At 56.6% G+C, this 26,178-nt stretch carries 30 protein-coding genes; 14 read left to right on the top strand and 16 right to left on the bottom strand.

Annotated elements, in window-relative coordinates; all coding sequences use genetic code 11:
* Positions 1-163 precede the first annotated feature (163 nt).
* Positions 164-1,297 (bottom strand): glucans biosynthesis protein MdoC, encoded by a 1,134-nt coding sequence (mdoC, locus tag ACNY69_RS03050; protein WP_418797292.1) that lies wholly within the window; start codon positions 1,295-1,297, stop codon positions 164-166.
* 267 nt (positions 1,298-1,564) lie between these two features.
* Between mdoC and ACNY69_RS03055 the strand changes: the two genes are divergently transcribed.
* From ACNY69_RS03055 to ACNY69_RS03065, 3 genes are all read left to right on the top strand, one after another.
* On the top strand, positions 1,565-3,100 hold the full coding sequence (locus tag ACNY69_RS03055) for a glucan biosynthesis protein G (RefSeq protein WP_199559964.1): 1,536 nt from the start codon (positions 1,565-1,567) through the stop codon (positions 3,098-3,100).
* Positions 3,093-5,642: a glucans biosynthesis glucosyltransferase MdoH gene (gene mdoH / locus ACNY69_RS03060; protein ID WP_111138609.1), complete on the top strand. Its 2,550-nt coding sequence runs from the start codon at positions 3,093-3,095 to the stop codon at positions 5,640-5,642. Before ACNY69_RS03055 ends, mdoH begins: the two co-directional genes overlap by 8 nt.
* Positions 5,643-5,769: 127 nt before the next feature.
* Complete coding sequence (locus ACNY69_RS03065) at positions 5,770-6,009, top strand: YceK/YidQ family lipoprotein (RefSeq protein WP_111138714.1); 240 nt, start codon at positions 5,770-5,772, stop codon at positions 6,007-6,009.
* Here the strand turns inward: ACNY69_RS03065 and ACNY69_RS03070 are convergent.
* The 3 genes from ACNY69_RS03070 to ACNY69_RS03080 all read right to left on the bottom strand — a co-directional run bounded on the left by ACNY69_RS03070 (position 6,000) and on the right by ACNY69_RS03080 (position 8,252).
* Positions 6,000-6,401 carry a MysB family protein gene (locus ACNY69_RS03070; protein WP_111138610.1) on the bottom strand — a complete coding sequence of 134 codons (402 nt, stop codon included), beginning with the start codon at positions 6,399-6,401 and terminating at the stop codon, positions 6,000-6,002. The two genes, ACNY69_RS03065 and ACNY69_RS03070, sit on opposite strands and share 10 nt — an antisense overlap.
* A gap of 131 nt (positions 6,402-6,532) precedes the next feature.
* Positions 6,533-6,799, bottom strand: coding sequence for a hypothetical protein (locus ACNY69_RS03075; RefSeq protein WP_111138611.1), 267 nt, complete (start codon positions 6,797-6,799; stop codon positions 6,533-6,535).
* A 529-nt stretch (positions 6,800-7,328) separates the two neighbouring features.
* Positions 7,329-8,252: a Kdo(2)-lipid IV(A) acyltransferase gene (locus ACNY69_RS03080; RefSeq protein ID WP_111138612.1), complete on the bottom strand. Its 924-nt coding sequence runs from the start codon at positions 8,250-8,252 to the stop codon at positions 7,329-7,331.
* Positions 8,253-8,505: 253 nt separating this feature from the next.
* Here ACNY69_RS03080 and trhO point away from each other — a divergent pair, with 253 nt between their 5' ends.
* Positions 8,506-9,555: an oxygen-dependent tRNA uridine(34) hydroxylase TrhO gene (gene trhO, locus ACNY69_RS03085; RefSeq protein WP_111138613.1), complete on the top strand. Its 1,050-nt coding sequence runs from the start codon at positions 8,506-8,508 to the stop codon at positions 9,553-9,555.
* Between the two features lie 39 nt (positions 9,556-9,594).
* On the opposite strand, the gene ACNY69_RS03090 is transcribed toward trhO, so the two are convergent.
* From ACNY69_RS03090 to grxB, 9 genes are all read right to left on the bottom strand, one after another.
* Complete coding sequence (locus ACNY69_RS03090) at positions 9,595-10,170, bottom strand: YceI family protein (RefSeq protein ID WP_111138614.1); 576 nt, start codon at positions 10,168-10,170, stop codon at positions 9,595-9,597.
* Between the two features lies 1 nt (position 10,171).
* On the bottom strand, positions 10,172-10,747 hold the full coding sequence (locus ACNY69_RS03095) for a cytochrome b (RefSeq protein WP_367396240.1): 576 nt from the start codon (positions 10,745-10,747) through the stop codon (positions 10,172-10,174).
* 296 nt (positions 10,748-11,043) lie between these two features.
* Positions 11,044-12,156 (bottom strand): N-methyl-L-tryptophan oxidase, encoded by a 1,113-nt coding sequence (gene solA, locus ACNY69_RS03100; protein WP_293773987.1) that lies wholly within the window; start codon positions 12,154-12,156, stop codon positions 11,044-11,046.
* A 94-nt stretch (positions 12,157-12,250) separates the two neighbouring features.
* A complete protein-coding gene (gene bssS / locus ACNY69_RS03105) occupies positions 12,251-12,502 on the bottom strand; it encodes a biofilm formation regulator BssS (RefSeq protein WP_111138617.1) in 252 nt (83 codons plus the stop codon).
* A gap of 242 nt (positions 12,503-12,744) precedes the next feature.
* Positions 12,745-13,017: a hypothetical protein gene (locus ACNY69_RS03110; protein WP_111138618.1), complete on the bottom strand. Its 273-nt coding sequence runs from the start codon at positions 13,015-13,017 to the stop codon at positions 12,745-12,747.
* Between the two features lie 144 nt (positions 13,018-13,161).
* Entirely contained in the window at positions 13,162-13,407 is a 246-nt protein-coding gene (gene dinI, locus ACNY69_RS03115) for a DNA damage-inducible protein I (RefSeq protein ID WP_111138619.1), read from the bottom strand.
* 62 nt (positions 13,408-13,469) lie between these two features.
* A complete protein-coding gene (gene pyrC / locus ACNY69_RS03120; RefSeq protein WP_111138620.1) occupies positions 13,470-14,513 on the bottom strand; it encodes a dihydroorotase in 1,044 nt (347 codons plus the stop codon).
* A 133-nt stretch (positions 14,514-14,646) separates the two neighbouring features.
* A complete protein-coding gene (locus ACNY69_RS03125) occupies positions 14,647-15,210 on the bottom strand; it encodes a lipoprotein (RefSeq protein WP_111138621.1) in 564 nt (187 codons plus the stop codon).
* Positions 15,211-15,323: 113 nt separating this feature from the next.
* Positions 15,324-15,971: a glutaredoxin 2 gene (gene grxB / locus ACNY69_RS03130; RefSeq protein ID WP_293773993.1), complete on the bottom strand. Its 648-nt coding sequence runs from the start codon at positions 15,969-15,971 to the stop codon at positions 15,324-15,326.
* 275 nt (positions 15,972-16,246) lie between these two features.
* Between grxB and rimJ the strand changes: the two genes are divergently transcribed.
* The 4 genes from rimJ to murJ all read left to right on the top strand — a co-directional run bounded on the left by rimJ (position 16,247) and on the right by murJ (position 20,074).
* Positions 16,247-16,840 carry a ribosomal protein S5-alanine N-acetyltransferase gene (rimJ, locus tag ACNY69_RS03135; RefSeq protein WP_111138623.1) on the top strand — a complete coding sequence of 198 codons (594 nt, stop codon included), beginning with the start codon at positions 16,247-16,249 and terminating at the stop codon, positions 16,838-16,840.
* 13 nt (positions 16,841-16,853) lie between these two features.
* The gene (locus tag ACNY69_RS03140) at positions 16,854-17,492 is read left to right on the top strand and encodes a DUF480 domain-containing protein (protein WP_418797293.1); all 639 of its coding nucleotides are present in this window, start codon (positions 16,854-16,856) and stop codon (positions 17,490-17,492) included.
* Position 17,493: 1 nt separating this feature from the next.
* Positions 17,494-18,414 carry a Gfo/Idh/MocA family protein gene (locus ACNY69_RS03145; protein ID WP_111138625.1) on the top strand — a complete coding sequence of 307 codons (921 nt, stop codon included), beginning with the start codon at positions 17,494-17,496 and terminating at the stop codon, positions 18,412-18,414.
* Between the two features lie 121 nt (positions 18,415-18,535).
* Positions 18,536-20,074, top strand: coding sequence for a murein biosynthesis integral membrane protein MurJ (murJ, locus tag ACNY69_RS03150; protein ID WP_367396243.1), 1,539 nt, complete (start codon positions 18,536-18,538; stop codon positions 20,072-20,074).
* A gap of 61 nt (positions 20,075-20,135) precedes the next feature.
* Here murJ and flgN read toward each other — a convergent pair whose 3' ends face one another.
* The 3 genes from flgN to flgA form a co-directional block, all read right to left on the bottom strand.
* A complete protein-coding gene (flgN, locus tag ACNY69_RS03155; protein WP_111138627.1) occupies positions 20,136-20,567 on the bottom strand; it encodes a flagellar export chaperone FlgN in 432 nt (143 codons plus the stop codon).
* 5 nt (positions 20,568-20,572) lie between these two features.
* Entirely contained in the window at positions 20,573-20,875 is a 303-nt protein-coding gene (gene flgM / locus ACNY69_RS03160; protein WP_111138628.1) for a flagellar biosynthesis anti-sigma factor FlgM, read from the bottom strand.
* A 104-nt stretch (positions 20,876-20,979) separates the two neighbouring features.
* Complete coding sequence (flgA, locus tag ACNY69_RS03165; RefSeq protein ID WP_111138629.1) at positions 20,980-21,639, bottom strand: flagellar basal body P-ring formation chaperone FlgA; 660 nt, start codon at positions 21,637-21,639, stop codon at positions 20,980-20,982.
* Between the two features lie 154 nt (positions 21,640-21,793).
* Here flgA and flgB point away from each other — a divergent pair, with 154 nt between their 5' ends.
* The 6 genes from flgB to flgG are packed head-to-tail and all read left to right on the top strand — an operon-like array spanning position 21,794 to position 26,157.
* Positions 21,794-22,207 carry a flagellar basal body rod protein FlgB gene (gene flgB / locus ACNY69_RS03170; RefSeq protein ID WP_128085685.1) on the top strand — a complete coding sequence of 138 codons (414 nt, stop codon included), beginning with the start codon at positions 21,794-21,796 and terminating at the stop codon, positions 22,205-22,207.
* A 2-nt stretch (positions 22,208-22,209) separates the two neighbouring features.
* A complete protein-coding gene (gene flgC, locus ACNY69_RS03175; protein ID WP_111138631.1) occupies positions 22,210-22,614 on the top strand; it encodes a flagellar basal body rod protein FlgC in 405 nt (134 codons plus the stop codon).
* Between the two features lie 12 nt (positions 22,615-22,626).
* Positions 22,627-23,298, top strand: coding sequence for a flagellar hook assembly protein FlgD (gene flgD / locus ACNY69_RS03180; RefSeq protein ID WP_111138632.1), 672 nt, complete (start codon positions 22,627-22,629; stop codon positions 23,296-23,298).
* A 26-nt stretch (positions 23,299-23,324) separates the two neighbouring features.
* Entirely contained in the window at positions 23,325-24,581 is a 1,257-nt protein-coding gene (flgE, locus tag ACNY69_RS03185) for a flagellar hook protein FlgE (protein WP_418797294.1), read from the top strand.
* Positions 24,582-24,601: 20 nt separating this feature from the next.
* Positions 24,602-25,357 carry a flagellar basal body rod protein FlgF gene (locus ACNY69_RS03190; protein ID WP_111138634.1) on the top strand — a complete coding sequence of 252 codons (756 nt, stop codon included), beginning with the start codon at positions 24,602-24,604 and terminating at the stop codon, positions 25,355-25,357.
* A 17-nt stretch (positions 25,358-25,374) separates the two neighbouring features.
* Complete coding sequence (flgG, locus tag ACNY69_RS03195) at positions 25,375-26,157, top strand: flagellar basal-body rod protein FlgG (protein ID WP_009090877.1); 783 nt, start codon at positions 25,375-25,377, stop codon at positions 26,155-26,157.
* Positions 26,158-26,178: the final 21 nt, after the last annotated feature.

Below are 26,178 nucleotides of genomic sequence, written 5' to 3' on the forward strand. Positions count from 1 at the left end.
CCTCAGTGAGCCTGCATCCCGGCAAAAAACGCAGAACCTGCCATCCTGGGCAGGCTCAGTAAGGGCGATTGCGCCCCTCATCCCTGAGAGGCGGCTGGCGCGAGCGCCCGGCACGTTAAGTCTCTGCACGCTTTGCCTTAAGGCCGGAAGTCACGGCTCGCGCTTATTGCGCCTGTTTACGTTCAGATTTCCCCGAGAACAGGAAGCGCAGCAGCGGGATGCGCAGATGGATCTCATAGAGCAGAAACGCGATGCCAAATACCATCAGCAGACCCATGAAAAAGCCCAGCGTGTTATTTTCAATCCGTGGCGTGACATAGATGCCATACAGCAGCGTCAGCGGATGGTGCACCAGATAGATAAACAGCGACGCGTTGACCAGATACAGGATGCGCGGCGAATGGGAATTGAGCAGCTTGTGACCCAGGCAGAAGCAGACGTTCAGCATACAGAGCCCCATCAGCGTCGTGATAATGGCATCCGTCTCATATAACCAGCCGTCGCCGCTGCCCAGACGCTGATTGGTGCAGTAGGCGACAAACAGCAGCAGCGCGCCGAACCACATCACCGGATTAAACCGCACAAACAGCGCCTTCAGCGGTGGATGCTTCCACGCCAGCGCCCCCAGCATAAAGAACGGCAGATAGAAGAGGGTCTGCATCACCACGATGTTGAACAGGCCATCCATCAGCCAGTTGGGCTGGAAGATAAACACCAGACGACGGAACAGACACCACACCAGCGCCCACGCCAGCACGCTGCCCGCCAGGGCACCCCAGCCGACCCGTGAGTAGTCGATTGTACGGTGCTGATCGCGCAGCCAGCGAAACGTCACCATGCCCAGGGTGGTGAGCATCACCAGCACGACCAGGAACCACAGGTGTGAGATCAGCTCCCACATCAGGTTGTTAAACTTCTGATAGGGGGTGAAGCGGGGCCAGTCAACCAGTTTATCGGTCCAGGCCTTGAGCATGAAAAACTGCGGCAGGGTGATGAGTGGAACCGCCGTCAGCATCGGGATCCCGACCCGCTCCAGCCGCACCTTCAGGAAACGCCGTGGCTGATAGCGCAGATAGAGCATGTAGGAGAAGTAGCCCGAGATGACAAAAAAGACCTGCATGCGGAAGGAATGAATAAAATCATTCAGCAGCGTCAGCCACAGTGACGCCTCCTGGCTGTTCACTGCCCATTTCTGCGCAGAGTAGATGAGGGAAACGTGAAACGGAACCCCCAGTAACATCAGACAGGCGCGAATGGAGTCGAGGAAGTATTCACGTTCAGGTTTTACAGTACTCATAAAGTTCCAGTTCGTTAGTACGGTTGGCCGGTTTCACCCTGAAACCGGATTATCATCGGATGAAATTCTAGCTGCGATAAAGCGGGTATACTATCAGTAGAATCCGGAGTGTCTAATTGTCCTAAACTGGCGTTAAGCCTGCTGAAATGCAGGAACAATCTTGCGCATAAGCTGTCGGAAAACCGAATAATCCTTTAAGATAAACGGGTTTGATTTAAGCACACGAAAGGGGGGGATGTGCTGACTAAAGAAAAAAATAAAGCCGGACTGATGAAGGTACGCTGGATGGGTACTGCGGTTCTGCTGGCGTTGTATGCCAACAACAGTTGGGCGTTTAATATTGATGATGTCGCAGTTCAAGCCAAAGCGTTGGCAGGGAAAAGCTTCGAAGCGCCTAAAAGCAATTTACCCTCTCAGTTTCGTGAAATGAAATTTGCTGACTATCAGCAAATCCAGTTTAACCACGATAAAGCGTACTGGGGCAAACTGCGCACGCCATTCAAGCTGGAGTTCTATCATCAGGGGATGTACTTCGATACCCCGGTGCAGATCAACGAGGTGACCGCCAGCGCGGTGCGCGAGATTAAATACAACCCCGATTATTTCAATTTCGGTAACGTAAAACATGACGCCGATGCGGTGAAAAACCTCGGTTTTGCCGGTTTCAAAGTGCTTTACCCGCTGAACAACAAGGGTAAAAGCGATGAGATCGCCAGCTTCCTGGGTGCCAGCTACTTCCGCGTCATCGGTGCCGGTCAGGTCTATGGCCTGTCTGCGCGTGGACTGGCCATCGACACGGCATTGCCGTCCGGTGAAGAGTTCCCGCGCTTTAAAACGTTCTGGATTGAACGGCCGAAGCCGCAGGATAAACAGCTGGTGATCTATGCGCTGCTCGACTCGCCGCGTGCGACCGGCGCGTATCGCTTTGTGCTGCGTCCGGGTGAGGCGTCAACCGTAGACGTACAGTCGAAGGTTTACCTGCGTGACAACGTCGGCAAGCTGGGGATCGCCCCGCTGACCAGTATGTTCCTGTTTGGTCAGAATCAGCCGTCTGCGGTGAACAATTTCCGTCCGGCGCTGCACGATTCAGACGGTCTCTCCATCCACAACGGCAATGGAGAGTGGATCTGGCGTCCGCTGAACAACCCGCGTCATCTGGCGGTCAGCACCTATACCATCGAAAATCCAAAAGGCTTTGGTCTTCTGCAGCGCGGACGTGACTTCAGCAACTATCAGGATCTGGATGATCGTTACGACCTGCGTCCAAGCGGCTGGGTTGAACCGTTAGGCGACTGGGGTAAAGGCCGGGTGGAACTGGTTGAGATCCCGACGGCGGATGAAACCAACGACAACATCGTTGCATTCTGGACGCCGGAGAAACTGCCAGAGCCTGGCAAAGAGATGAACTTCAAATATCGTCTGCACTTTTCGCGCGACGAAAATCAGCTGCACTCTGACGATATCGCCTGGGTCAAAAATACCCTGCGTTCGGCAGGCGATGTGAAGCAGTCTAATCTGGTGCGTCAGCCGGATGGCACTGTGGCTTTCACCATCGACTTCGTGGGTAAAGACATGAGTAAGATGGCTGAAAACAGTCAGGTTGCGCCACAGGTCAGCGTTGGCAAGAATGCCGATGTGGTTGAGCAGAGCGTACGTTATAACCCGGTCACCAAAGGCTGGCGTCTGGTGTTGCGTCTGCGCGTGAAAGATGCCAAACAGTCCACCGAAATGCGGGCGGCGCTGGTCAGCGGCGACAAGACATTGACGGAAACCTGGAGCTATCAGTTACCTGCCAATGAATAAATCGACTTTTACACCTCAACGTTATGTGGACTCTCTGCCGCTGGATGCGGCAGGGAAGGCACGTCTCAGCGGTTCTTTACAGAATGCCGGGGCGTTCCACTTCATCCATGATGCGCTGGGCAGGGATGTCGCCGCCAGCGATCGCCCCGACGATGCACCGTTAAAATCGGTCTCATCGCGGGTTGAAATGGCCTGGCCGGATTCACTGGCCGACGGCCAGCAGCTGGGCAAGGATGATCTCGATCGCACCACGCTGAAGGCGATGCCGAAAGTCAAACGCTCCCTGATGTTCCCGGAAGCCTGGCGAACCAACCCGGTCGCCCGTGCCTGGGACTCACTGCGTGGACACAAAACGGTACCGCGTTACGCCAATGCGGAAGAGCAGCGTGCAGAAGAGAAGTGGCGTCATGTCGGTTCGATTCGCCGCTATATCCTGCTGATCCTGACCCTTTTCCAGACCGTGGTCGCCACCTGGTACATGAAGAGTATTCTGCCGTACCAGGGCTGGACGCTGCTGGATCCGATGGAGATGATCAACCAGAACTGGCAGCAGTCTGTGATGCAGATTCTGCCGTATGTGTTGCAGACCGGTATTCTGTTCCTGTTTGCGATCCTGTTCTGCTGGGTCTCTGCCGGTTTCTGGACGGCTCTGATGGGCTTCCTGCAGCTGCTGATCGGACGGGATAAATACAGTATCTCCTACTCGACCGTCGGGGATGAGCCGCTGAATCCGGCGCATCGGACCGCGTTGATCATGCCTATCTGTAACGAAGATGTGGAGCGTGTTTACGCGGGTCTGCGTGCGACCTGGGAATCCGTGGTTCGCACCGGTAACGCCGATCACTTCGATGTCTACATCCTGAGCGACAGCTACGATGCGGATATCGCCATCGCCGAACAGAAAGCCTGGATGGAGCTGGTGCGCGATGTCGGTGGCGCAGGCCGGATCTTCTATCGCCGCCGCCGTCGTCGTGTGAAGCGTAAAAGCGGCAACATCGATGACTTCTGCCGTCGCTGGGGCAGCAACTACAGCTATATGGTCGTGCTGGACGCCGACAGCGTCATGAGCGGTGAGTGTCTCACCGGCCTGGTGCGCATGATGGAAGCCAACCCGAACGCCGGGATCATCCAGTCGTCGCCGAAAGCTTCCGGTATGGACACGCTCTATGCGCGCTGTCAGCAGTTTGCGACCCGCGTCTACGGTCCGCTGTTCACCGCCGGTCTGCACTTCTGGCAACTGGGCGAGTCGCACTACTGGGGTCACAACGCCATTATCCGCGTGAAACCCTTTATCGAGCACTGCGCACTGGCGCCGCTGCCGGGTGAAGGCTCGTTTGCCGGTTCCATCATGTCGCATGACTTCGTAGAGGCTGCGCTGATGCGTCGTGCCGGCTGGGGCGTCTGGATTGCCTACGATCTGCCAGGCTCCTATGAGGAGCTGCCGCCGAACCTGCTGGATGAGCTGAAACGTGACCGCCGCTGGTGTCACGGTAACCTGATGAACTTCCGCCTGTTCCTGGTGAAAGGGATGCACCCGGTTCACCGCGCGGTGTTCCTGACCGGTGTGATGTCCTATCTCTCGGCGCCGCTCTGGTTTATGTTCCTGGCGCTGTCTACCGCCCTGCAGGTGGTGCACACGCTGATGGAACCGACCTACTTCCTGCAACCGCGGCAGCTGTTCCCGGTCTGGCCGCAGTGGCGTCCGGAGCTGGCCATCGCGCTCTTCTCGACCACGATGGTGCTGCTGTTCCTGCCGAAGATGCTGAGCGTGGTATTGATCTGGTTTAAAGGATCGAAAGCCTATGGCGGCCCGCTGCGCCTGCTGGCGTCGCTGGTGCTGGAAACGCTGTTCTCGGTGCTGCTGGCACCGGTGCGCATGCTGTTCCATACGGTCTTCGTGGTCAGCGCCTTCCTGGGCTGGGAAGTGGTGTGGAACTCGCCACAGCGTGATGATGATGCGACGCCGTGGAGAGAGGCATTTAAACGTCACGGTTCACAGATGGCACTGGGTCTGGTGTGGGCGATTGGTATGGGCCTGCTGGATCTCAATTTCCTCTGGTGGCTGGCACCGATTGTCTTCTCACTGATCCTGTCGCCGTTTGTTTCGGTGATGTCGAGTCGCGCCACGCTGGGGCTTAAGAGCAAGCGCGCGAAGCTGTTCCTGATCCCGGAAGAGTACGCACCGCCGCAGGAGCTGGTGGACACGGACCGCTATCTGGAGCTGAACCGTGAACGCGCACTGGAAAATGGCTTTATGCACGCTGTGTTCCACCCTGCGTTCAACGCGCTGGCCACGGCGCTGGCGACCTCACGTCACAAGCAGAGTCAGTTACTGGACTATGCCCGTGACCGTCGTGTGGACCAGGCGCTGAGCGATACGCCGGAGAAACTGAGCCGCGACCAGCGTCTGCAGCTGATCAGCGACCCGGTGGTACTGGCCCGCGTTCACACCCGGCTGTGGGAAGAGGCGGACAAGTATCATCAGTGGGTGGAGAGTTATCAGAAACTCTCCCTTAACCCTCACGCGCTGAAAAACGCGTAACCTGAAAAAGCGGCAGCGATGCCGCTTTTTTTTCGGATAAAAACCGGCACACAGTGGTAGATTGAGGTCTTACCGTCACCGCAACGCGTGTGACGACGTTAACGGCTGTCCGGGGCGGGTATCAGTGGTGAAAGGGTTTTTGAAGGCGGGCCTTATCGGTGTAGCCGTGCTGTGCTTAAGCGGCTGCGGCAGTATTATCAGCCGCACTTTTCCGGGGCAGGGGCACGGTAATCAATACTATCCCGGCGTGCAGTGGGATATCCGCGACAGCGGATGGCGGATCCTGACGATCCTCGACCTGCCGCTGTCGCTGGTGGTGGATACCCTGTTGCTACCCGTGGATGCCCGGCACGGGCCTTACGAGTAGCTGCGATCGGAATCGCTGTTGTCGTCTTCCCACTCCTGGGCCGCAGCTTCACCCTCTTCGGTGTCCAGCGGCGGTTCCAGCTGGAATTCTCCATCATCCCACTCATGCAGGGTGTTTTCCGCTAACCACTCCTGACGCAGTTCCACTTCGTCAAAGTCAGCATCAAAAATGGCCTGAGCGGCTTCACCGCTGCGGTATGGCATGCACTCCCCGGTATCCCCTTCATCTTCCAGGAACTCAGCCTGCCACATGATATCGCCATCCTGCATTACATACTTTTGCAGACCAAACTGGCTGATCGATGCATCCTCTTCCTCAAGCTCCGGATGATTCGCGAGGAACTCTTCTCGTGCAGCATCAATGGCTTCCTCTAACGTACTGTACATGCTCATTGCGCTTCTCCTTTACGGGTTCATTGACTGCGGGTTGATTTGATTTCAGTGAAGGATAGACGAAATTCAGGGGAGGGAAAGGCGCGGGCAGTGCAACTGGCGGGAAATAAGTCATTTCTCGCCAGTGAGCATCAGATCATCTTTTGCGGAAAGTGCAGAACCGGCTGAACAGACTCATGGATCACTGGCGCTGAGTAGCGGATACAACATTTTATACAGGGCTTCACCTTCTTAAAATTAATTCTGGCGATGGAAAGCGCCTGACTCAGATTATATAACGTACCGATAAAGATCACCGAATCCTTATCCGGCATCCGTTTGCACCCTTTACGATGGAGGAAGTGATAATTTTCCTGATCGGTGCCGATAGTAACGTAATAGTAGAGACCTTTATTCATATTATCTGTCCCGTTAGAGGTTTGCTGTGTGTGCTTTTTTTATAATTTTGTCAGAACCGTTAAAGGTCTGACGGTTAACCCCGAAATTACCGGGAACGATGAATTTCTTCAAATGCCATAACGGTCTATCGGGCTGTTAAAAAAATGTAAAATGGAATATAAGCCAAATCAGGTCAGCAATTCACTGTAAAATAAGTTAATTTTCATCAATTCATAAGAGGCGGGATACCATTAAGCGCGGCTAAATAGGATTAGGCCTGGCACGGGAAATAATCAGCACCAGAGTAAATTAAATATATTCTGCAGCAGGCGTAATGAATTAAAAGCCGAAAGGCACACATGCCGCCTGCGCTATTCTGAATTGATAAGACGATGTTATTTTAAACCCGCAGTGGGGCGGTTAATTATGCGTATGTGTATTTATGACTGGCTCTGCTGATGAATGAGAAAAAGGGCGGGACTGATTTATCTGGCAGGGAATGGCAACAGAAGCGCGCCAGATGCCTGTCAGACATCTGGCGCGAAAAGACTAATAACGCGAAGGTTCGCCTTCCGGGCGCGTTTTGAAACGGCGATGGAGCCACATGTACTGTTCCGGCGCCAGCAGCACGCCTTCCTCAACCACTTTGTTCATTCTGGCTGCGGTGACTTCGTCGCTTTCCAGGGTAAATTCACCGCTGATATCAGGCAGAATCATCAATTCATAGCCGCGACCGTCAGGCAGACGACGAGGCACGAAAGGAATGACGGCGGGCTTACCGGTACGGATCAGCAGATGCGTACCCACCGTGGTGGCGGCCTTTTCGACGGCAAAGAAGGGCACAAAGACGCTGCTGCGCGGACCATAGTCGTGATCGGGTGCGTACCAGATAATTTCACCCTGCTTCAGAGCGCGGATCATCCCCTTGAGATCTTTACGATCGATCATGCTCTTATTCGACCGCATCCTGCCTTTAACCTGCAGCCAGTCGATCAGCTTATTGTCATTCGGACGGTAAACGCCAATCCCGGGATTGTGGATACCAAACATGCGTGCACCAATTTCCAGCGTCAGAAAGTGCATGCCGATAAGCAGAATGCCGCGCTGGCTGTCGTGAGCCTGCTGAATATGCTCCAGACCTGAAGGCTTGTGCCATTTATTGATCCGCCAGTCGGGCCAGAACCACGCCATACCGGTTTCAATCAGGCCCATGCCGACCGATTCAAAATTGTGCTTGATCATCGCTTCGCGTTCATTCACCGGCATATCCGGGAAGGTTAATTCCAGATTCCGGCGGGCGATGCTGACGCGGCGCTTCATAAAACGCATCCCGATGCGGCCAATATTGCAGCCGAGAACATAGAGCAGGGGATAAGGAAGTAGCACCAAAAGATAAAGAGAAGCGACACCCAGCCAGGCCAGCCAATAGCGCGGGTGAAGCAGTTCTCGTGAAAACTGAGGCAACTGAGTCATATGAAGGTTAATTTTCCTGCGTCGCGCACCGTGCGGTGCTGATATTTCATTAATTTCTGCCATTGTGCCAGTTTTTATCGTGCGCATAAATATCGGTGACAGCACAGCCGACTGCGTAATCAATGCCAACGGCCCGGCTGTGATGATAAAAACAGCAACTGACGATCATTCCCGACACCGGCCTTTGCATCTTAGTGAAATCAGGTATCATGTTGCCGCTAAATTTCACCTATTGATAACAGGAAAGAACACCATGCCAGTGTTACATAACCTCGTTTCCAATAAAGAGCTGAAGGCGCGCATGCTGGCTGAAACGGAGCCGCGCACGACAGTCTCTTTTTATAAGTATTTTCAGATCGCCGATCCTAAAGCCTTTCGCGACGCGCTTTATGTTGGTCTGACCGCGCTCAAAGTTTTTGGCCGAGTCTACGTGGCGCACGAAGGGATCAATGCGCAGATCAGCGTGCCCGCCAGTCAGTACGAAAAGATGAAAGCGTGGCTCTATGCGTTCGACCCGGCGCTGGATAATCTGCGGATGAACATCGCCCTGGATGATGATGGGAAATCGTTCTGGGTACTGCGTCTGAAAGTGCGCGATCGCATCGTTGCCGATGGGATTGAGGATGAGACGTTTGATGCCAGCGATGTGGGCCACTACCTGAAAGCGGCCGACGTTAACGCCATGCTGGACGATCCTGACGCGCTGTTTGTGGATATGCGCAACCACTACGAATATGAAGTGGGCCGCTTCGACAACGCGCTGGAAGTGCCAGCCGATACGTTTCGCGATCAGCTGCCGATGGCGGTTGATATGCTGAAGGATAAGAAAGACAAGAAGATCGTCATGTACTGCACCGGCGGTATCCGCTGTGAAAAGGCGAGTGCCTGGATGCGCCATAACGGCTTTGAGGATGTTTACCACATTGAAGGCGGTATTATCGAGTATGCCCGCCGTGCCCGTGAGCAGGGATTACCGGTTCGCTTCAAAGGCAAAAACTTCGTGTTCGATGAGCGTATGGGTGAGCGGATCTCCGATGATGTGCTGTCGAACTGCCATCAGTGCGGTGAACCCTGCGATACCCACGTTAACTGCGTGAATGACGGCTGTCATCTGCTGTTTATCCAGTGTAAAGCGTGTGCAGAGAAGTTTGAAAACTGCTGTAGCCCGCTCTGTCAGGAAGAGGCAAAACTCTCGCCGGAAGAGCAGCGTGCCCGCCGGGCAGGACGTGAGAATGGTAATAAGATTTTTAACAAGTCCCGTGGCCTGTTAAACATGACGATTCCCGCGCCGCAGAAGAAATAAGCGTGGCCGCCTGAAGTGCGCTTCAGGCGGCTTGCCGTTTTACTGACGAATTCCTTCAACCGAGATCATCAGCTGAACCTTCTGTGAAGCAGGCCCCAGATCTTTGGTGATATTAAAATCCTTCAGGGCAATTTCGCCTTCCGCTTCAAAGCCTGCGCGATAGCCGCCCCACGGATCTTTTCCTTCGCCCAGCATTTTCGCCTCCAGCGTCACCGGTTTCGTCACGCCGTTCAGCGTCAGATCGCCGGTAATCTGCAGTTCATCGCCCTCTTTTTTCACCGCTGTCGATTTGAACGTCGCCTGCGGGTTTTTGCTGCTGTTCAGAAAGTCCGCGCTGCGCAGATGCTTGTCACGCTCGGCGTGATTGGTATCGACGCTGGCAGTATCAATCGTCACCTCGACCTTGTCTGCCGCCGGGTTCTTCTCATCAAAGGTAAAGCGGCCATCAAAGGTTTTAAAGGTGCCATACAGCCAGCTGTAACCCAGGTGCTGAATACGGAACTGGATAAAGGCGTGCTGGCCCTCCTTGTCGATTTTATAGTCTGCCGCATGGGCGCTCAGTGAGCCAAGCAGCAGGCTGGCGCTGGTCATCGCCAGCAACGTTTTCCTGAACATATTATCTATCCTTTTCAAGGGGAGTGGAGAGAGGGTAACCGGACATTCGTTTCAGGGTAATGTCGCGGTCGACGAAATGGTGTTTGAGCGCCGCGAGCCCATGCAGAACCGAAAGAATGATCACTGTCCAGGCGAGCCAGAGGTGAATATCGCCCGCCAGATCGGCCTGTTCACCTGCACCGCTGAACAGGGCGGGCAGAGTAAAGAGGTTAAAGACGGTGATGGGCTTTCCGTCCGCGGTGGAGATCAGATAGCCGCTAATCAGAATCGCCAGCAGCAGGGTGTAGAGCAGCAGGTGCGCCACCACGGCGCTGATGCGCACCAGCGGCGAATATGAGCTGAGCGGTTCTGGCGGCGGAGAAATAACGCGCCACAGCAGGCGAACAATCAGCGTCAGAAACAGGATCACGCCAATGCTTTTATGAATCTCCGGGGCGTCGTGATACCAGCTGTCGTAATAGCCAAGACCGACCATCCATAATCCCAGCGCAAACATGGCATATATCGCCAGCGCCATTGTCCAGTGCAGCAGCACAGCAATCAGTCCGAACTGATGAGAGGTATTCCGTATTAACATAATGAGGCGTTCACAGGGAAATAATATGAAATAAGCATCTACATTATGAAATATAAAAGCAATCGTCCTTACGCTTCTATAAATTCTGGCGTGGCCCAATAAATGACTGAATAAAAGTCGGGATAATGCGCAATATTATTGAATGAGAATTTTCCAGGACAGGACGCGGTCAACGAAATAGCGGGGAAATTAACATTAAGGGCGAAACAGCCGTGCCCTTATCTGTCAGTAATAATCAGGTTTCGTCAATTTTTGTCAGCCGGAGGCGTGCGTGACGATCCCCTCCGGCTGCAATATCAGAAGCGGGAAAGTCGGAAGGGCGTTAAATCAAAGGAGAAGGGTTTTCCCTGAGCAAATTCCGCCGCCAGCTCGCCTAAGACGCTGGCAAATTTAAACCCGTGTCCGCTGAGACCGGTAATCACCAGCCGATCGGGTTCCCCCGGCAGGGTATCAATAATAAAATCTTCATCCGGACTGAAGTCATAGCTGCACGCTTCACCGTGCAGACAGACGCCCACTCCCGGCAAAAACTGACGCAGGAAGCTAAAGGCTTCGCTGCCATCGGAGGCGACAGTGCCAAAGGGTCTGCGATCCTCTGGCTGCTGCATCCGCTGGCCGCCATCATGACGGCCCACTTTCAGGGCGTTGTTATCTGCCGGGAAACCGTAGAACTGGCTGCCGTCGCGCATCTCCACGGTAAAACCGGGGAACTGGTTATTTTCACTGTAGCGGCCATCGGCCTGATACCAGGCAAATACTTTGCGGGTCGGGGCGACCGGCAGATCCGGGACCAGTTTTCCGACCCAGGTGCCCGCGCTGACCAGCATTTTACGCCCCCGGTAGACACCATCCAGCGTAGTCACCTGCTGCAGGTCGCCATCGCGGCCCAGCGCGGAAACCGGGCAGTTGAACAGCTGCGCACAGCCTGCCTGTTCGGCCAGCTGGATCCAGCTGCGAACCGCCTGTTCGCATTTCAGAAAACCGGACTGCGGTTCGAATACGCCCAGATAACCCTCCGGCACGTTAATCTGCGGCCAGCGTTTGCGCACCTCATCGGGCTGCATCACCTGAATATTGAGCTGCCAGCGGGTGGCGCTGTCGATGACGTTGCGGATAAACGGCGACGCCTGCGGGGCCAGGTTTAGCACGCCACTGCGATGCATGATGCGTTCACCAGCCTGCTGCTCCAGCTCATCCCACAGCGTCTGCGCCCGCAGCACCAGCGGAACATAGCGTTCGCCTTCGCCATAAGCGTGACGAATCAGGCGGCTCTCGCCATGATGAGTGCCCTGCTGATGGGGAGGGTGGGCACTGTCGATCATCAGCACCGATAAACCCGCCTGGGTGGCATAGTAGCCTGCCGCCGCGCCCACCGAGCCGCTGCCAACGACAATAAGATCATAAATCATGATAACCACGCTCTAAGAGTCAGATAATCAAAAGCATACCAGAAACAGAAACGAAAAAGGCACCCCTGAGGGTGCCTGTCTGATGTGGCAGAAATTAATGCTTACTGAGGAGTCGCTCTATCTGTTCGGCTGATTCTATCTTGGCAATCCCCGCTTCGAGGATCGAGATAAACTGCCTTGCCACATCCGTTGTCAGCCAGTAGGTAGGGCCAACATCCGCTTCTTCTTCTTTTTGATCCTGCGACGACAACGAGTGCAGGCGGATCATCATGGCGTCATAACTGTCAACGGTACTGATATCCCAGCCCACCAGCGGGTGAGTCTGAATCACATCTTTTCTGTCCATTATAACCTCCTTATTACTCGTTAAACGAAGTGCATGGTGAGGTTCAATGCGGCTTTTTTATTCCAGTCGAAAAACAATTATAACAGTAATCCCGGGTATCACTGTTTAAAAAGTGCCGTGAAACAGCTTCTCACAGAACATTCGTGTTTAACAGGCCGGAGATGAAAAATAAAATGCCTGACGGGCAGGCATTTTTATCATGATTCAATGGACAGGCAAAAAGCGGATAAGGCCAGATCGGATCAAAGCGTCGGCGTTTCCGGCACGATGCCGCCGCCACGTCTCTGAACGCTTTCTGCCAGACGGGCAAAGTGCTGCTGGAGCTGCTCATCGTGATTCTGGTTCTGGGCTTCCAGCGACAGATTATGCGCCAGCAGCTGGCTGGCCCGATCGTCAAGACAGAACATCAGACTGGAAAAGGCATTTTCCAGCACCGTTAAACGACGCTGCTGGTCGCCAATCAGTGCCAGCAACTCACCAAAGGTCATCGCCTCTTCTGGTTTATCAGTAGTCATGGTGTCGCATCTCCTGTTATGCGTGACGAGCGCAAGCATAGGGCATTGATCATTCAGAGTCTAGATGCTGGGCGGGGGAAGCGCGAGAGGGGAGAAAAGATAAAAAAACCGGGTGGCGACACCCGGAAAAAAACACAGTGGCGGTTAATCAGTAATGAACCAGTCGTCAGCGCTTTCCCACGTCTGCTGCAGGATCTCGCTGATCTGGTCGCGCGTCTCTTTTCCACCGCCCAGCACGCTGAGATTGTTGGTACTGGCGTAACGCACCTTGACGTGGTTGGTCGAGTCAGGGAACTGTTCATCGATGCGGCGCGACAGCTCGTCGCTTAATGCTTCGATTGCGCCAGCAGGAAGAGGTCGGGTATTTGATACGGTAATTTCAACGCGCATAACAGCCTCCGGTTAATATACTGTATATATTTACAGTATCCGCAGGCCGGAGGCAAGCGAAATTATGCGATGCGCCAGTTCAGCGTCTCACCGGCCAGGAACGGCACCAGTGAGTGGCTGCCCAGAGCGATGGTGTCCGGCACCTGCCAGGTTTCACGCACCAGCGTAATTGTGCCTTCATTCAGCGGCAGGCCATAAAAACGCGGGCCATTCTCCGAACAGAACGCCTCAAAGTGCTCCAGCGCCCCCAGCTCTTCAAATACGGTGGCGTAGGCGGGCAGTGACGTCGGCGCATTAAATACCCCGGCACAGCCGCAGCTGGACTCTTTGAGATGGCGCAGATGCGGCGCGGTGTCGGTGCCCAGGAAGAAGCGTGGATGGCCGCTCGCCACCACCTTGCGCAGCGCCTCCTGATGCACGTTGCGCTTGAGGATCGGCAGGCAGTAGAGATGCGGACGGATGCCGCCTACCAGCATGTGGTTACGGTTAAACATCAGATGCTGCGGGGTGATGGTCGCCCCCAGGTTCTCATCGGCAGCGGCAACGTAGTCCGCGGCATCCTGGGTAGTAATATGCTCCATTACCACTTTCAGCGCCGGGAACTGGCGGCGCAGCGGCTCCATCACCGTTTCGATAAAGCGCGCTTCACGATCAAAGATATCGACATGCGCCGCGGTCACCTCACCGTGCACCAGCAGCGGCATGCCCAGCGTCTGCATCCGCTCCAGCACCCGCGCAATCGAGGCGATGTCGGTCACGCCGTGGCTGGAGTTGGTGGTCGCGTGGGCCGGATAGAGTTTGGCGGCAGTGAACAGACCGGCGGTGAAACCGCGCTCAAGCTCATCCGGGTCGAGGGAGTCGGTCAGATAGCAGGTCATCAGCGGGGTAAACTTATGATCGTCGGGCAGTGCCGCCAGAATACGCTCGCGATAGGCTTCCCCCGCCGCAACGCTGGTCACAGGCGGCACCAGGTTTGGCATCACAATGGCACGACCATTTACCGCGCTGGTATAGGGCAGGACCGTTTTGAGCATCTCATCGTCGCGCAGATGAATATGCCAGTCGTCAGGGCGACGCAGGGTAAGTTGCTGAGGGTGTGCTGTCATCAGTGAAGCTCCGGCAGAAGAGAAAACAAAAGGCGTGTTTTGGCCGGGGTCTAAGCATAAGGATTCAGGCAACCGTTTGCACCTGCTTTTTATGCAGAAAAGAAAAACCGCGCCAGAGGCGCGGCATTCGGGCTTACTGCGTAAAAGGGATCACCAGCTCGCCAGGCTTCACTTCCAGCCCTTTCGCGAACCGCTTCGCCAGCGACTCGCCTTTGCTGCGGTCGGCGCTGAGCACGTAGGCGGGCTTCTGATCAAAATAGCTCTTCAGCGACTGATTGAGGTAGGGGGTAAGCGTCTTCATGATCGCGGCCATTTTTTCCGGTGCCACCTGCGCATCGGTAATCTCCAGATCGCGCAGATAGATGGCACCCTGTTGCGGATCGTAGACCGGCTGAGCCCGCATCTTCAGCTGCATATCGGCCTGCTGTGGCCCGAACAGCGAGGTGACGTTGATTTTGGCACTGCCGGAGAGGGTCACTTTGCCCGGCTCTTCGCGACCAATCTGACTGCTGAGATTGTTCAGCACGATGTGCGCGTTAACCAGTCCGGAAACGCCAATATCTTTCTCATAGTTGTTATGCTTCTGCAGCGCCTGGTTAACTTCCTGCTCGCTGATGGTGTATTGCATCAGCTTATTACAGCCGCTCAGCAGCAGGGCGAACAGCAGGGCGGTCAGCCCGAAAAAAGCCTTTTTCATCGATCGATATCCTGAATATCAGAGCCAGTAAACAGGCCATAGCCTGCCTGAATGTAGGGCGGGTGTCATCAGGAAAGGGATGAGAAACGCCGCAGCGCCTCTCATCTGGCATGTCAGTGGGCGATGGAGGAGAGCAGATTGACCTGGGTCTGTTTTGCCATGTTATCGCGATAGTCGGCGACCCGGGCGGGCCAGTCGATACCGGCTACCAGCGTCAGCGAGCGCAGCAGGGGGAAGAGGCTAAAATCGTCTTCCGATAGCTCGCCGTTGACCGCATTGGGCTGGACGATAAGCCTGTCGAGCTTGCGCAGGTCATCGCTGACATTTTTGATCAATCCGGCCGAATGGCTCTTCAATGCGGCAAAGTCGCCTATGCTCACCTGCTTTTTCGTGCGGAAATAGTTGCGCGCCTCTGGCGTAGCAAACTCGGCAAACGCCGCCTCTGCAATGCGTGGCAGTAGCAGCTTGTTCACATAGCTGTTCATGTGACGCAGCCAGTCGGCGATGGCCGGATTCAGCGCGCCGGTGATCAGCGGCGCGTGATCCTGTTGATCCACGTAGTGGACAATCTCCATGCTCTCCGGCATGGCGCTGCCATCCTGCTTCTGCAGAATTGGCACCATTTTTTTGCCAACCAGACGGACTGGCGTCTCTTCATCATCGTTGAGCATCACCACCAGCTCAACCGGCACATTTTTCAGACCAAAAATCATGCGCGCTTTCACGCAGAAAGGGCAGTGGTCATAGATATAGAGCTTCATCCTGATCTCCCGTATAGCAGGTTTAGGGTTTAACAGCATGAATCAATTCATGCTGTTTTGCGGACCCATAAAAAGTATGGAAGAGATTAGTGGACAGGGCAAACCGGGGTCGCGGGCGGCCAGCAGCGTCACCGTCGCAGGTGGCGATAACCGTGCGAAATCAACCGCTTTATGGCAGAACCGCAGTAACGTTTTACCCTAGCCCGGGTGGCGGTTATAGTGAAGGCCGGGTAATGACGGCTCATCTCTATCAGCCATTGATTTCAGGAGTCAGGATGTTTGGCTATCGTTCTGCCGCGCCCAGGGTGCGCTTAACCACCGACAGGCTGGTGGTTCGTCTGGTTCACGAACGTGATGCCTGGCGAATGGCAGATTACTATGCGGAAAACCGCCTTTTTCTCAAACCGTGGGAGCCGGTGCGCGATGACAGCCACTGCTACCCCTCTGGCTGGCAGGCGCGACTCGGCCTCATTACTGACCTGCATAAACAGGGGTCGGCCTTCTATTTCATTCTGATGGACAGCGAAGAAACCGAAGTGCGGGGCGTGGCGAACTTCAGCAACGTGCTGCGCGGCTCCTTTCACGCCTGTTACCTTGGCTATTCACTGGGTGAAAAGTGGCAGGGCCAGGGACTGATGTTCGAAGCACTGCAGGCGGCTATCCGCTATATGCAGCGCCAGCAGCATATGCATCGCATCATGGCCAACTACATGCCACACAATCAGCGCAGCGGCGATCTGCTGGCGCGGCTCGGGTTTGAAAAAGAGGGCTACGCGAAAGATTATCTTCTGATCGACGGGCGCTGGCAGGATCACGTACTGACGGCGTTAACCCAGCGGGAATGGACGCCTGACCGGCGTGGACACTAATGAGGATGCGAACATGAAGATGGCTTTATCGGCGCAGGCGCAGCGGGTGCTGGGCTGCCTGCTGGAGAAGCAGGTCACAACGCCGGAGCAGTATCCGCTGTCACTGAATGGAGTAGTGGTGGCCTGCAACCAGAAATCGAATCGCGAGCCGGTAATGGAGCTAAGCGAGAGTGAGGTGCAGGATCAGCTCGATCAGCTGGAGAAGCGACATCTGATCACCGCCAGCAGTGGCGGCGGGCAGCGGGTCATGAAGTATGGGCAGCGTTTCTGCAACTCCGCCTTTGGCGCGCTGAAGCTGAACAGCGCCGAAGTCGCCATCCTCACGCTGCTTTTGCTGCGCGGGCCGCAGACGCCAGGTGAGCTGCGCACCCGCAGCGGACGGCTGCATGACTTCAGTGATGTCAGCGAAGTTGAACAGACGCTGGAGGCGCTGATGCAGCGTGACGACAGTGCGCAGGTAATGAGGCTGGCGCGCGAGCCGGGCAAGCGCGAAAGCCGCTTTATGCATCTGCTGGGTGACGAGAGTGAGACGCCCCCGTCTGCAGCGTCAGCGGAGATACAGGACGATCTGGCGGCGCGCGTTGCCACGCTGGAAACCCAGGTCGCCCGGCTTCAGGCCCGGCTTGATCAACTGCTGTCACCGGAGAGCTGAGATGAGCGTACGTATTGGCGTAGTGGGACTCGGCGGGATTGCGCAGAAAGCCTGGTTGCCGGTACTGTCGGCGGCAACGGACTGGACGCTGGTGGGTGCCTTTTCCCCGAACCAGACCAAAGCCCGTCCAATCTGCGACAGCTATCGCATGCACTGTTTTGGATCGCTGGATGACTTAGCCGCGGCCTGCGATGCGGTGTTTGTCCACAGCAGCACCGCCACCCATTATGAGGTGGTCAGGACACTGCTGCTGGCCGGAAAGGATGTCTGCGTCGATAAGCCGCTGGCCGACACGCTGGATCAGGCAGAGGCGCTGGTGGCGCTGGCGGAAAAACGGCAGCGTAAACTGATGGTGGGGTTTAACCGCCGGTTCGCGCCGCGCTATCAGCAACTGCGGGCGGAAATGGCAGGCGCGGCGTCGCTGCGGATTGAAAAGCATCGCAGCGACAGCGTCGGGCCGCAGGATCTGCGTTTTACCCTGCTTGACGACTACCTGCATGTGGTGGACACCGCACTCTGGCTGGGCGGCAAACCCTTTCGTGAGGTTCAGGGGCGCATCGATACCAACGAGCAGGGGCAGATGCTCTATGCCGAACATCACTTCTCGCTGGCGGGATTGTCGATCACGACCAGCATGCACCGGCGCGCGGGCAGTCAGCGCGAACGGGTCAGCGTGGTGGGTGCAGGAAAGTGTATCGACATCAGCGAGATGCGTGACTGGCAGGAGGAGCAGGGCGGTCAACTGCTGATCCCGCCGCCCCCTGCCTGGCAGAGCCATCTGGCTCAGCGCGGCTTCAGCGGAGCCGCCCGCCATTTTATCGACTGCGTACAAAATCAGACGAAGCCTGAAACCAGCGGTGAGCAGGCGCTGATGGCGCAGCGCGTGGTGGAAAAACTGTGGCGCGATGCGACCCGTGAATAACGCCTTGTAACACTCCGTGCTGGTCATTTCCGGCTGTGGCAGTAGACTGTCGCCGGGCACCTTTTGGTGTCCGCGCTAATTCTCCTTTTTTGCTGATTCTTTTCAGGATGCGCCGTCAATTATGAATCTGTTGAAATCGCTGGCAGCGGTCAGTTCCATGACCCTGTTTTCCCGCGTTCTGGGCTTTGCCCGTGATGCCATTGTGGCGCGGGTGTTTGGCGCCGGCATGGCGACCGATGCCTTCTTTGTTGCCTTTAAACTGCCCAACCTCCTGCGGCGTATCTTCGCCGAAGGTGCCTTTTCCCAGGCCTTTGTGCCTATTCTGGCTGAATATAAAAGCAAACAGGGTGACGAGGCGACAAAACTGTTTCTGGCCTACGTCTCCGGTCTGCTGACGCTGGTCCTGGCGCTGGTGACCGTGGCGGGCATGATTGCGGCTCCCTGGGTCATCATGGTGACGGCGCCGGGTTTCGCCGACAGCGCAGATAAGTTTGCCCTGACCAGCTCGCTGCTGCGGGTAACCTTTCCTTACATCATGCTGATTTCGCTGGCCTCACTGGCGGGGGCGGTGCTGAACACCTGGAACCGCTTTTCGGTGCCTGCCTTTGCGCCGACCCTGCTGAACGTCAGCATGATCGGGTTTGCCCTGTTTGCCGCGCCGCACTTCCATCCGCCGGTGATGGCGCTGGCCTGGGCGGTGGTCGCGGGCGGGGTGCTGCAGCTCGGCTATCAGCTGCCTCACCTGAAAAAACTCGGTATGCTGGTCCTGCCGCGCCTGAACCTGCGTGACGCGGGCGTCTGGCGGGTAATGCGCCAGATGGGCCCGGCCATTCTGGGCGTCTCGGTCAGCCAGATCTCGCTGATTATCAACACCATCTTCGCCTCGTTTCTGGTGTCGGGATCGGTCTCCTGGATGTACTACGCGGATCGCCTGATGGAGTTTCCGTCGGGGGTGCTGGGCGTGGCGCTGGGCACCATCCTGCTGCCGTCGCTGGCGAAGAGTTTTGCCAGCGGCAATCACGATGAGTATTCACGGCTGATGGACTGGGGCCTGCGCCTCTGCTTCCTGCTGGCGCTGCCCAGCGCGGTGGCGCTGGGCATGCTCTCCGGCCCGCTGACCGTGGCGTTGTTCCAGTACGGTAAATTCACGGCATTTGATGCGGCCATGACGCAGCGCGCCCTGATCGCCTATTCGGTCGGCCTGATGGGCCTGATCGTGGTGAAAGTGCTGGCGCCAGGTTTCTACTCCCGTCAGGACATCAAAACTCCGGTTAAGATCGCCATTATTACGCTGATCATGACGCAGATGATGAACCTGGCGTTTATCGGTCCGTTAAAACATGCGGGCCTGTCGCTGTCGATTGGTCTGGCGGCGTGCCTGAATGCGGCGCTGCTCTACTGGCAGCTGCGCAAGCGGAAGATCTTTATGCCGCAGCCAGGCTGGGGCAGTTTCCTGATTCGTCTGCTGATTGCGGTAGTGGCGATGGCAGGGGCGCTGTTTGCGGTGCTGCAGTGGATGCCGGCCTGGGAGCATGGCTCGATGCTGTGGCGCCTGCTGCGTCTGGCGGCGGTCTGTGCGGTCGGCGGTGGCGCGTACTTCCTCGCGCTGGGGCTGCTGGGCTTCCGGCTGCGCGACTACGCCCGCCGCACGGCGGTGTAACCCGCTGCGAAAGTACATAATAAAAAATCCCGCATCAGGCGGGATTTTTTATGTCCGGATTTCAGGCTTTGCGACTCAGCGTCGCCAGGCCTTTTCCCCGACCATCCGGGCCATAAAAGGCCTGGGTCTGATGCGGCTTCAGCACATTAAGCGCCTCTTCGGTATAGCGGATCTGATGTTGCAGCAGCAGGCCATTATGCACATTGGCATCCTGCAGACGACGGGTATGCTGCTGGATGGTCTCCCAGCGGCGCGCCATGTCGTTCTGACCACGATAAGGTGCGGATGTCGCCTGACTCTGTTCGGCGGTCCGGCGCATCTCATCCAGATAATTCAGCGTAGTGAGCAGCGCACTCTTATCTTCGGTAATACGCTGCAACAGATGGCTGTTAATGCTGCCCGCTGCCAGCTGCTGCTGCTCTTCTTCCAGCACAGCGGAGAGCGACGCCAGCACATCCTGCATCTTATCTAATGTGGTCTGCAAATTACTCATGGGAATTAATTACCCTCTAAATACGCTTTAGTGTCGGCAATCAGCGCATCGGCGATTTTGCCGGTATCCATCTTCAGTTCGCCATTGCGAATGGCGGTTTTCAGTTGTTCAACGCGCTCGACGTTAATGTCTTTGCTGCTCGGCTGCATCAGCTGTGACTGCGCGCTGCTCAGGCTGACCTGGGCTGCCGCAGGCGCGCTCGCGACCGGGCTGGCACTCTGACGCACCTTGCTGCTGCCAGGCTCGCTGTTATCACGGCTCTGTACGGTGCTGGCGGGTTTCAGAGGTTGCGTTCTGTCAATGCTCATATTCGGGCTCCTGTAGGGTCAGGGGAAGTCTGCCACCTGAATCATAATAGCGTAATCGCTTTGTTGATTCTTCTATCGGCAGCATGAGGGGCTTCTTTAACACTTTACAGCGTTATAAGAATATTCCCATCCTCGCGCACCTTACCGCTGACAATCTGGCCATTTCCCATCCTGACCCGCACCCACTGCGATCGGGCGGCATTGTTGAGCGCCTGCCCCTCGCCACTGGCATCAAAACCGTCGCCGCTGGCAATCACAATCACGTTCTGACCGGCCTTGACCCGCCACGGCTGACGCAGCGTGGAGGGGTTAATCGGCTGACCGGGCTGTATATCGCGCAGCACCACGGCATCGGCAACGGCGTCGCTGTTCAGCAGGGCGCGGGCGGGCAGGGTATCCAGGCGGCCTGTCTGCAGCGTGAAGTCGCTCTCGCTGACGCTGCTGCCACGGCTCAGCAGACGGTTTGCCACCAGGTAGGTGCCGGTCACCTGCACCTGTACCTGAAGATAACGACGGTTCTCACCGCAGTTGGCCGCCACGCTCATATTGCCCCAGAGCCGGCTGTTGCCGGGCAGGCTGAACTGCGGTGACTCACAGGCGGGCCACTGCTCCTGCGGCGTGCGAATCACCACCACCATGCCAGCAGCATGCTGCACGTCACGCGCTTTAAAAAACTGATTCAGTTGTGCCGTGAGATCCCCGGCAGAAGCCGGCAGGGCGATTGCGACCAGCAGGCTGGCCAGCAGAGTCAGATATCGACGCATTTTGCATCTCCTCACCGATAATGCCGACGAGTGTACCCCTTCCCGAAAATCCTCAAGAGTTAAAATAGCGGTCATTTGAGGCGTTATTCAGACGATGACCTCTTGCTTTTTCAAATTAAGCTGCCAGCTCGAAATTCTCATTTGCGGAGGAAACATGCTCGACAAACTGGATGCGGCGCTGAAATTTGGAACCGAGGCCCTCAACCTGCGTGCTCAGCGTCAGGAGATCCTGGCGTCAAACATTGCCAACGCCGATACCCCTGGCTATCAGGCCCGGGATATCGACTTTGCCAGCGAGCTGAGTCGGGTGATGTCCAACGGTCGTGCGGAAGGCAGCAGCATGGCGTTAAAAGTCACGTCAGCCCGCCACATTGAAGCGCAGACCAACAGTGCGCCCTCGATGGACATGCTTTATCGGATCCCCGATCAGCCTTCTGCCGACGGCAACACCGTAGATATGGACCGTGAACGTACCCAGTTCGCGGATAACAGCCTGAAATATCAAACCGACCTCACCCTCATCAGCAGCCAGATCAAAGGCATGATGAGCGTGTTACAAGGGCAATAATTATGGCCTTGCTGAACATTTTTGACATTGCCGGCTCAGCGATGACCGCGCAATCACAGCGATTAAACGTCAGTGCCAGTAACCTGGCCAACGCCGACAGCGTCACCGGCCCCGATGGTAAACCCTACGTGGCCAAACAGGTGGTCTTCCAGACCGATGCGGCGCCAGGCGCCGCGACCGGTGGCGTGAAAGTGGCGAAAGTGGTGGATGACCCCACGCCGCCGAAGCTGGTCTACGACCCGGGCAATCCCATGGCGGATGCCAAAGGCTACGTGAAAATGCCCAACGTGGATGTGGTCTCGGAAAGCGTCAACACCATGTCGGCGTCCCGCAGTTACCAGGCCAACGTTGAAGTGCTCAACACCGTGAAGTCGATGATGATGAAAACCCTGACGATCGGGCAATAACGGAGAAAGATAATGGCTATCGCGGTAGGCGTTAACGAAAAGCTGGACCCCACGGTCCTGAGCTCATCCAGCACCGGCACCAGTAACAGTGCGCAGGATCTGCAGAATCAGTTCCTGACCATGCTGGTGACGCAGTTACAAAACCAGGATCCCACCAATCCGATGGATAACAGCCAGCTCACCACACAGCTGGCACAGATCAATACCCTGAGCGGCATTGAAAAACTGAATACCACGCTGGGATCGATCTCCGGACAGATCAACACCAGCCAGTCGCTGCAGAGCTCCACGCTGATTGGTCATGGCGTCATGGTTAACGGCGGGCAGATTCTGGTTGGCAAGGGCACCACCACCCCCTTTGGCGTTGAGCTGACCTCCGCGTCGACGGCAGCCACCGCCACCATTAAGGATGCCAGCGGTTCCGTGGTCAACACCGTGGACCTGGGCGCGCTGAGCGCAGGCGTTCACACCTTCTCCTGGGATGGCAAGCTGAGCGATGGCTCTGTCGCCCCGGATGGGAAATATACCGTTGCTATTGCCGCAAGCAATGGCAGCACACAACTGGTGGCACAACCGCTTAACTACGCCTACGTCAACGGGGTGAGTACGGCCAACGACACCACAAAACTGGATCTCGGCACCATGGGCTCCGCCACCCTTGACGACGTACGTCAGATTCTCTGATTAACCTGTAGACAGGACACACACACATGTCATTTTCCCAAGCGGTCAGCGGCCTTGGTGCTGCTTCAAGTAACCTTGATGTCATCGGTAACAACATCGCCAACTCCGCGACAGCGGGCTTTAAATCCAGCACCATCGCGTTCGCCGATATGTTTGCCGGTTCTAACGTCGGCCTCGGCACCAAAGTCGCGGCGGTCATTCAGAACTTCAACGACGGTGCGACCACCACCACCAGCCGCGGGCTGGATGTGGCGCTGAGCGGTAACGGCTTCTTCCGTATGACCGACAGCAGCGGCGGCGTATTCTATTCCCGTAACGGCCAGTTCACGCTGGATGCCAACCGTAACCTAATCAACACCCAGGGCCTGAACGTGACCGGCTATCCGGCCAGCGGTTCACCGGCCACCATTCAGGCGGGTGCGAACCCGGTGGCGCTGCGTATTGCAACCGAGCAGATGTCCGCGCGTGCCACGACCACCGCCGGTCTGGTTGCTAACCTGAACTCCACGGATACCACGCCTTCCGTCACCACCTTCTCGACGGCGAACGCGGACAGCTACAACAAGAAAACCACCGTGACCGTGTTCGACTCGCAGGGTAATGACCACGCGCTCGACATGTATTTCTCGAAAGATGCCACCAGCAACAGCTGGACCGTGCGCACCATCGATGGCGAAACCGGCAGCTCGGCGGGTGACTTCCGCATGGCGTTTGACACCAGCGGTAAGCTGACCAGCGTTTCTAAGCTGGACGCCAGCGGCGCAGTTGTCAGCACCACCACAGATGGCACCGTCGGCCTGACGCTGAACGCGGGCGGCGCCAATGGTGCGGTCGCAAACCAGCCCATTACCATGAGCATGCTGGGCAGTCTGCAGCAGAACACCGGCGCCACCACTTTTGGCAGCCCGACTCAGGATGGCTATGCGCCAGGCGATCTGACCAGCTACGCGATCAATAACGACGGCACCATCACCGGCACCTACTCAAACCAGAAAACCCAGCTGCTGGGTCAGATTGTGCTGGCGAGCTTCTCTAACCCGGAAGGTCTGCAGTCGAAGGGCGACAACGTCTGGCAGGCTTCGAACGCCTCCGGTCAGGCAGCGGTTGGCCTGGCGAACACCGGCACCTTTGGTTCACTGACGGCGGGCGCGCTGGAATCGTCAAACGTCGATATGAGTAAAGAGCTGGTGAACATGATCGTTGCGCAGCGTAACTATCAGGCGAACGCGCAGACCATCAAAACTCAGGACCAGATTCTCAACACGCTGGTTAACTTACGTTAATTCGCTAACAGGATTGCCTTATGGATCACGCGATATATACCGCGATGGGCGCGGCCAGCCAGACGCTGGATCAGCAGGCGGTGACCGCCAGCAACCTCGCCAACGCCTCAACACCCGGCTTTCGTGCGCAGCTCAACGCGCTGCGCGCCGTGCCGGTGAGTGGCTGGTCTCTGCCAACCCGTACGCTGGTGGCTGCCTCAACGCCGGGTGCAGACATGAGCCAGGGCGCGATGGATTACACCGAGCGTCCGCTGGATGTGGCGGTGCAGCAGGATGGCTGGCTGGCGGTACGTACCGCAGACGGCAGTGAAGCCTATACCCGCAACGGCAATATGCAGATCAGCCCGAACGGCACGCTGACGGTTCAGGGCAATCCTGTGATGGGCGATGGCGGCCCGATTGTGATCCCACAGGGCACGGAGATCACCATCGCGGCAGATGGCTCCATTACCGGGCTGAATGCCGGTGATTCACCTAACGCCACGGTTCAGCTGGGCAAGCTCAAACTGGTGCGGGCGACCGGCCAGGAGTTGCAGCGCAGCGATGATGGCATGTTCCGGCCGACGGCCGCAACGCAGGCCACCCGCGGCGCGGCCCTGCAGGCGGACGCCACCATGCAGGTTATGCCGGGCGTGCTGGAAGGCAGCAACGTCAAACCGGTGGAAACCATGGTCGATATGATCGCCAACGCCCGACGTTTTGAGATGCAGATGAAAGTCATCACCAACGTCGACGAAAATGAACAAAAAGCCAACCAGCTCCTGAACATGAGCTAAGGCGCGAGGATAACAACATGATTCGTTCTTTATGGATCGCTAAGACCGGTCTTGATGCGCAGCAGATGAACATGGACGTCATTGCCAACAACCTGGCAAACGTCAGCACCAACGGTTTTAAACGTTCGCGTGCCGTGTTTGAAGATCTGATGTACCAGACCATGCGTCAGCCGGGCACGCAGTCGTCTGAACAGACGACGCTGCCTTCCGGCCTGCAGATTGGTACTGGTGTGCGTCCGGTGACCACAGAGCGTCTGCACACCCAGGGCAACCTGTCGCAGACCAGTAACTCAAAAGATATCGCCATTAACGGCCAGGGCTATTTTCAGATTCAGATGCCGGATGGCACCTCTGCTTATACCCGTGACGGCGCGTTTCAGGTGGATCAGAACGGCCAGCTGGTGACCAACTCCGGTTTCCCGGTGCAGCCCGGCATTACCATTCCGGCTAACGCCACCAGCATCACGGTTTCCCGTGACGGTGTGGTCAGCGTGACCCAGCAGGGTCAGGCGCAGGCCGCGCAGGTGGGTCAGTTAACCCTGAGCACCTTTATGAACGATGCCGGTCTCGATAGCGTGGGTGAAAACCTCTACAAGGAGACCCAGGCATCGGGTGCGCCGACTGACAGCACGCCAGGCCAGAACGGTGCCGGTCTGCTCTATCAGGGCTACACCGAAACTTCGAACGTTAACGTGGCGGAAGAGCTGGTCACCATGATCCAGACGCAGCGCGCCTACGAAATCAACAGCAAGGCGATCAGCACCTCTGATCAGATGCTGGCGAAATTAACCCAGATTTAATCCCGAACAGGGCCAGCGCCT

This window comes from Pantoea graminicola (assembly GCF_048452665.1).
Taxonomy (GTDB): Bacteria; Pseudomonadota; Gammaproteobacteria; order Enterobacterales; family Enterobacteriaceae; genus Pantoea.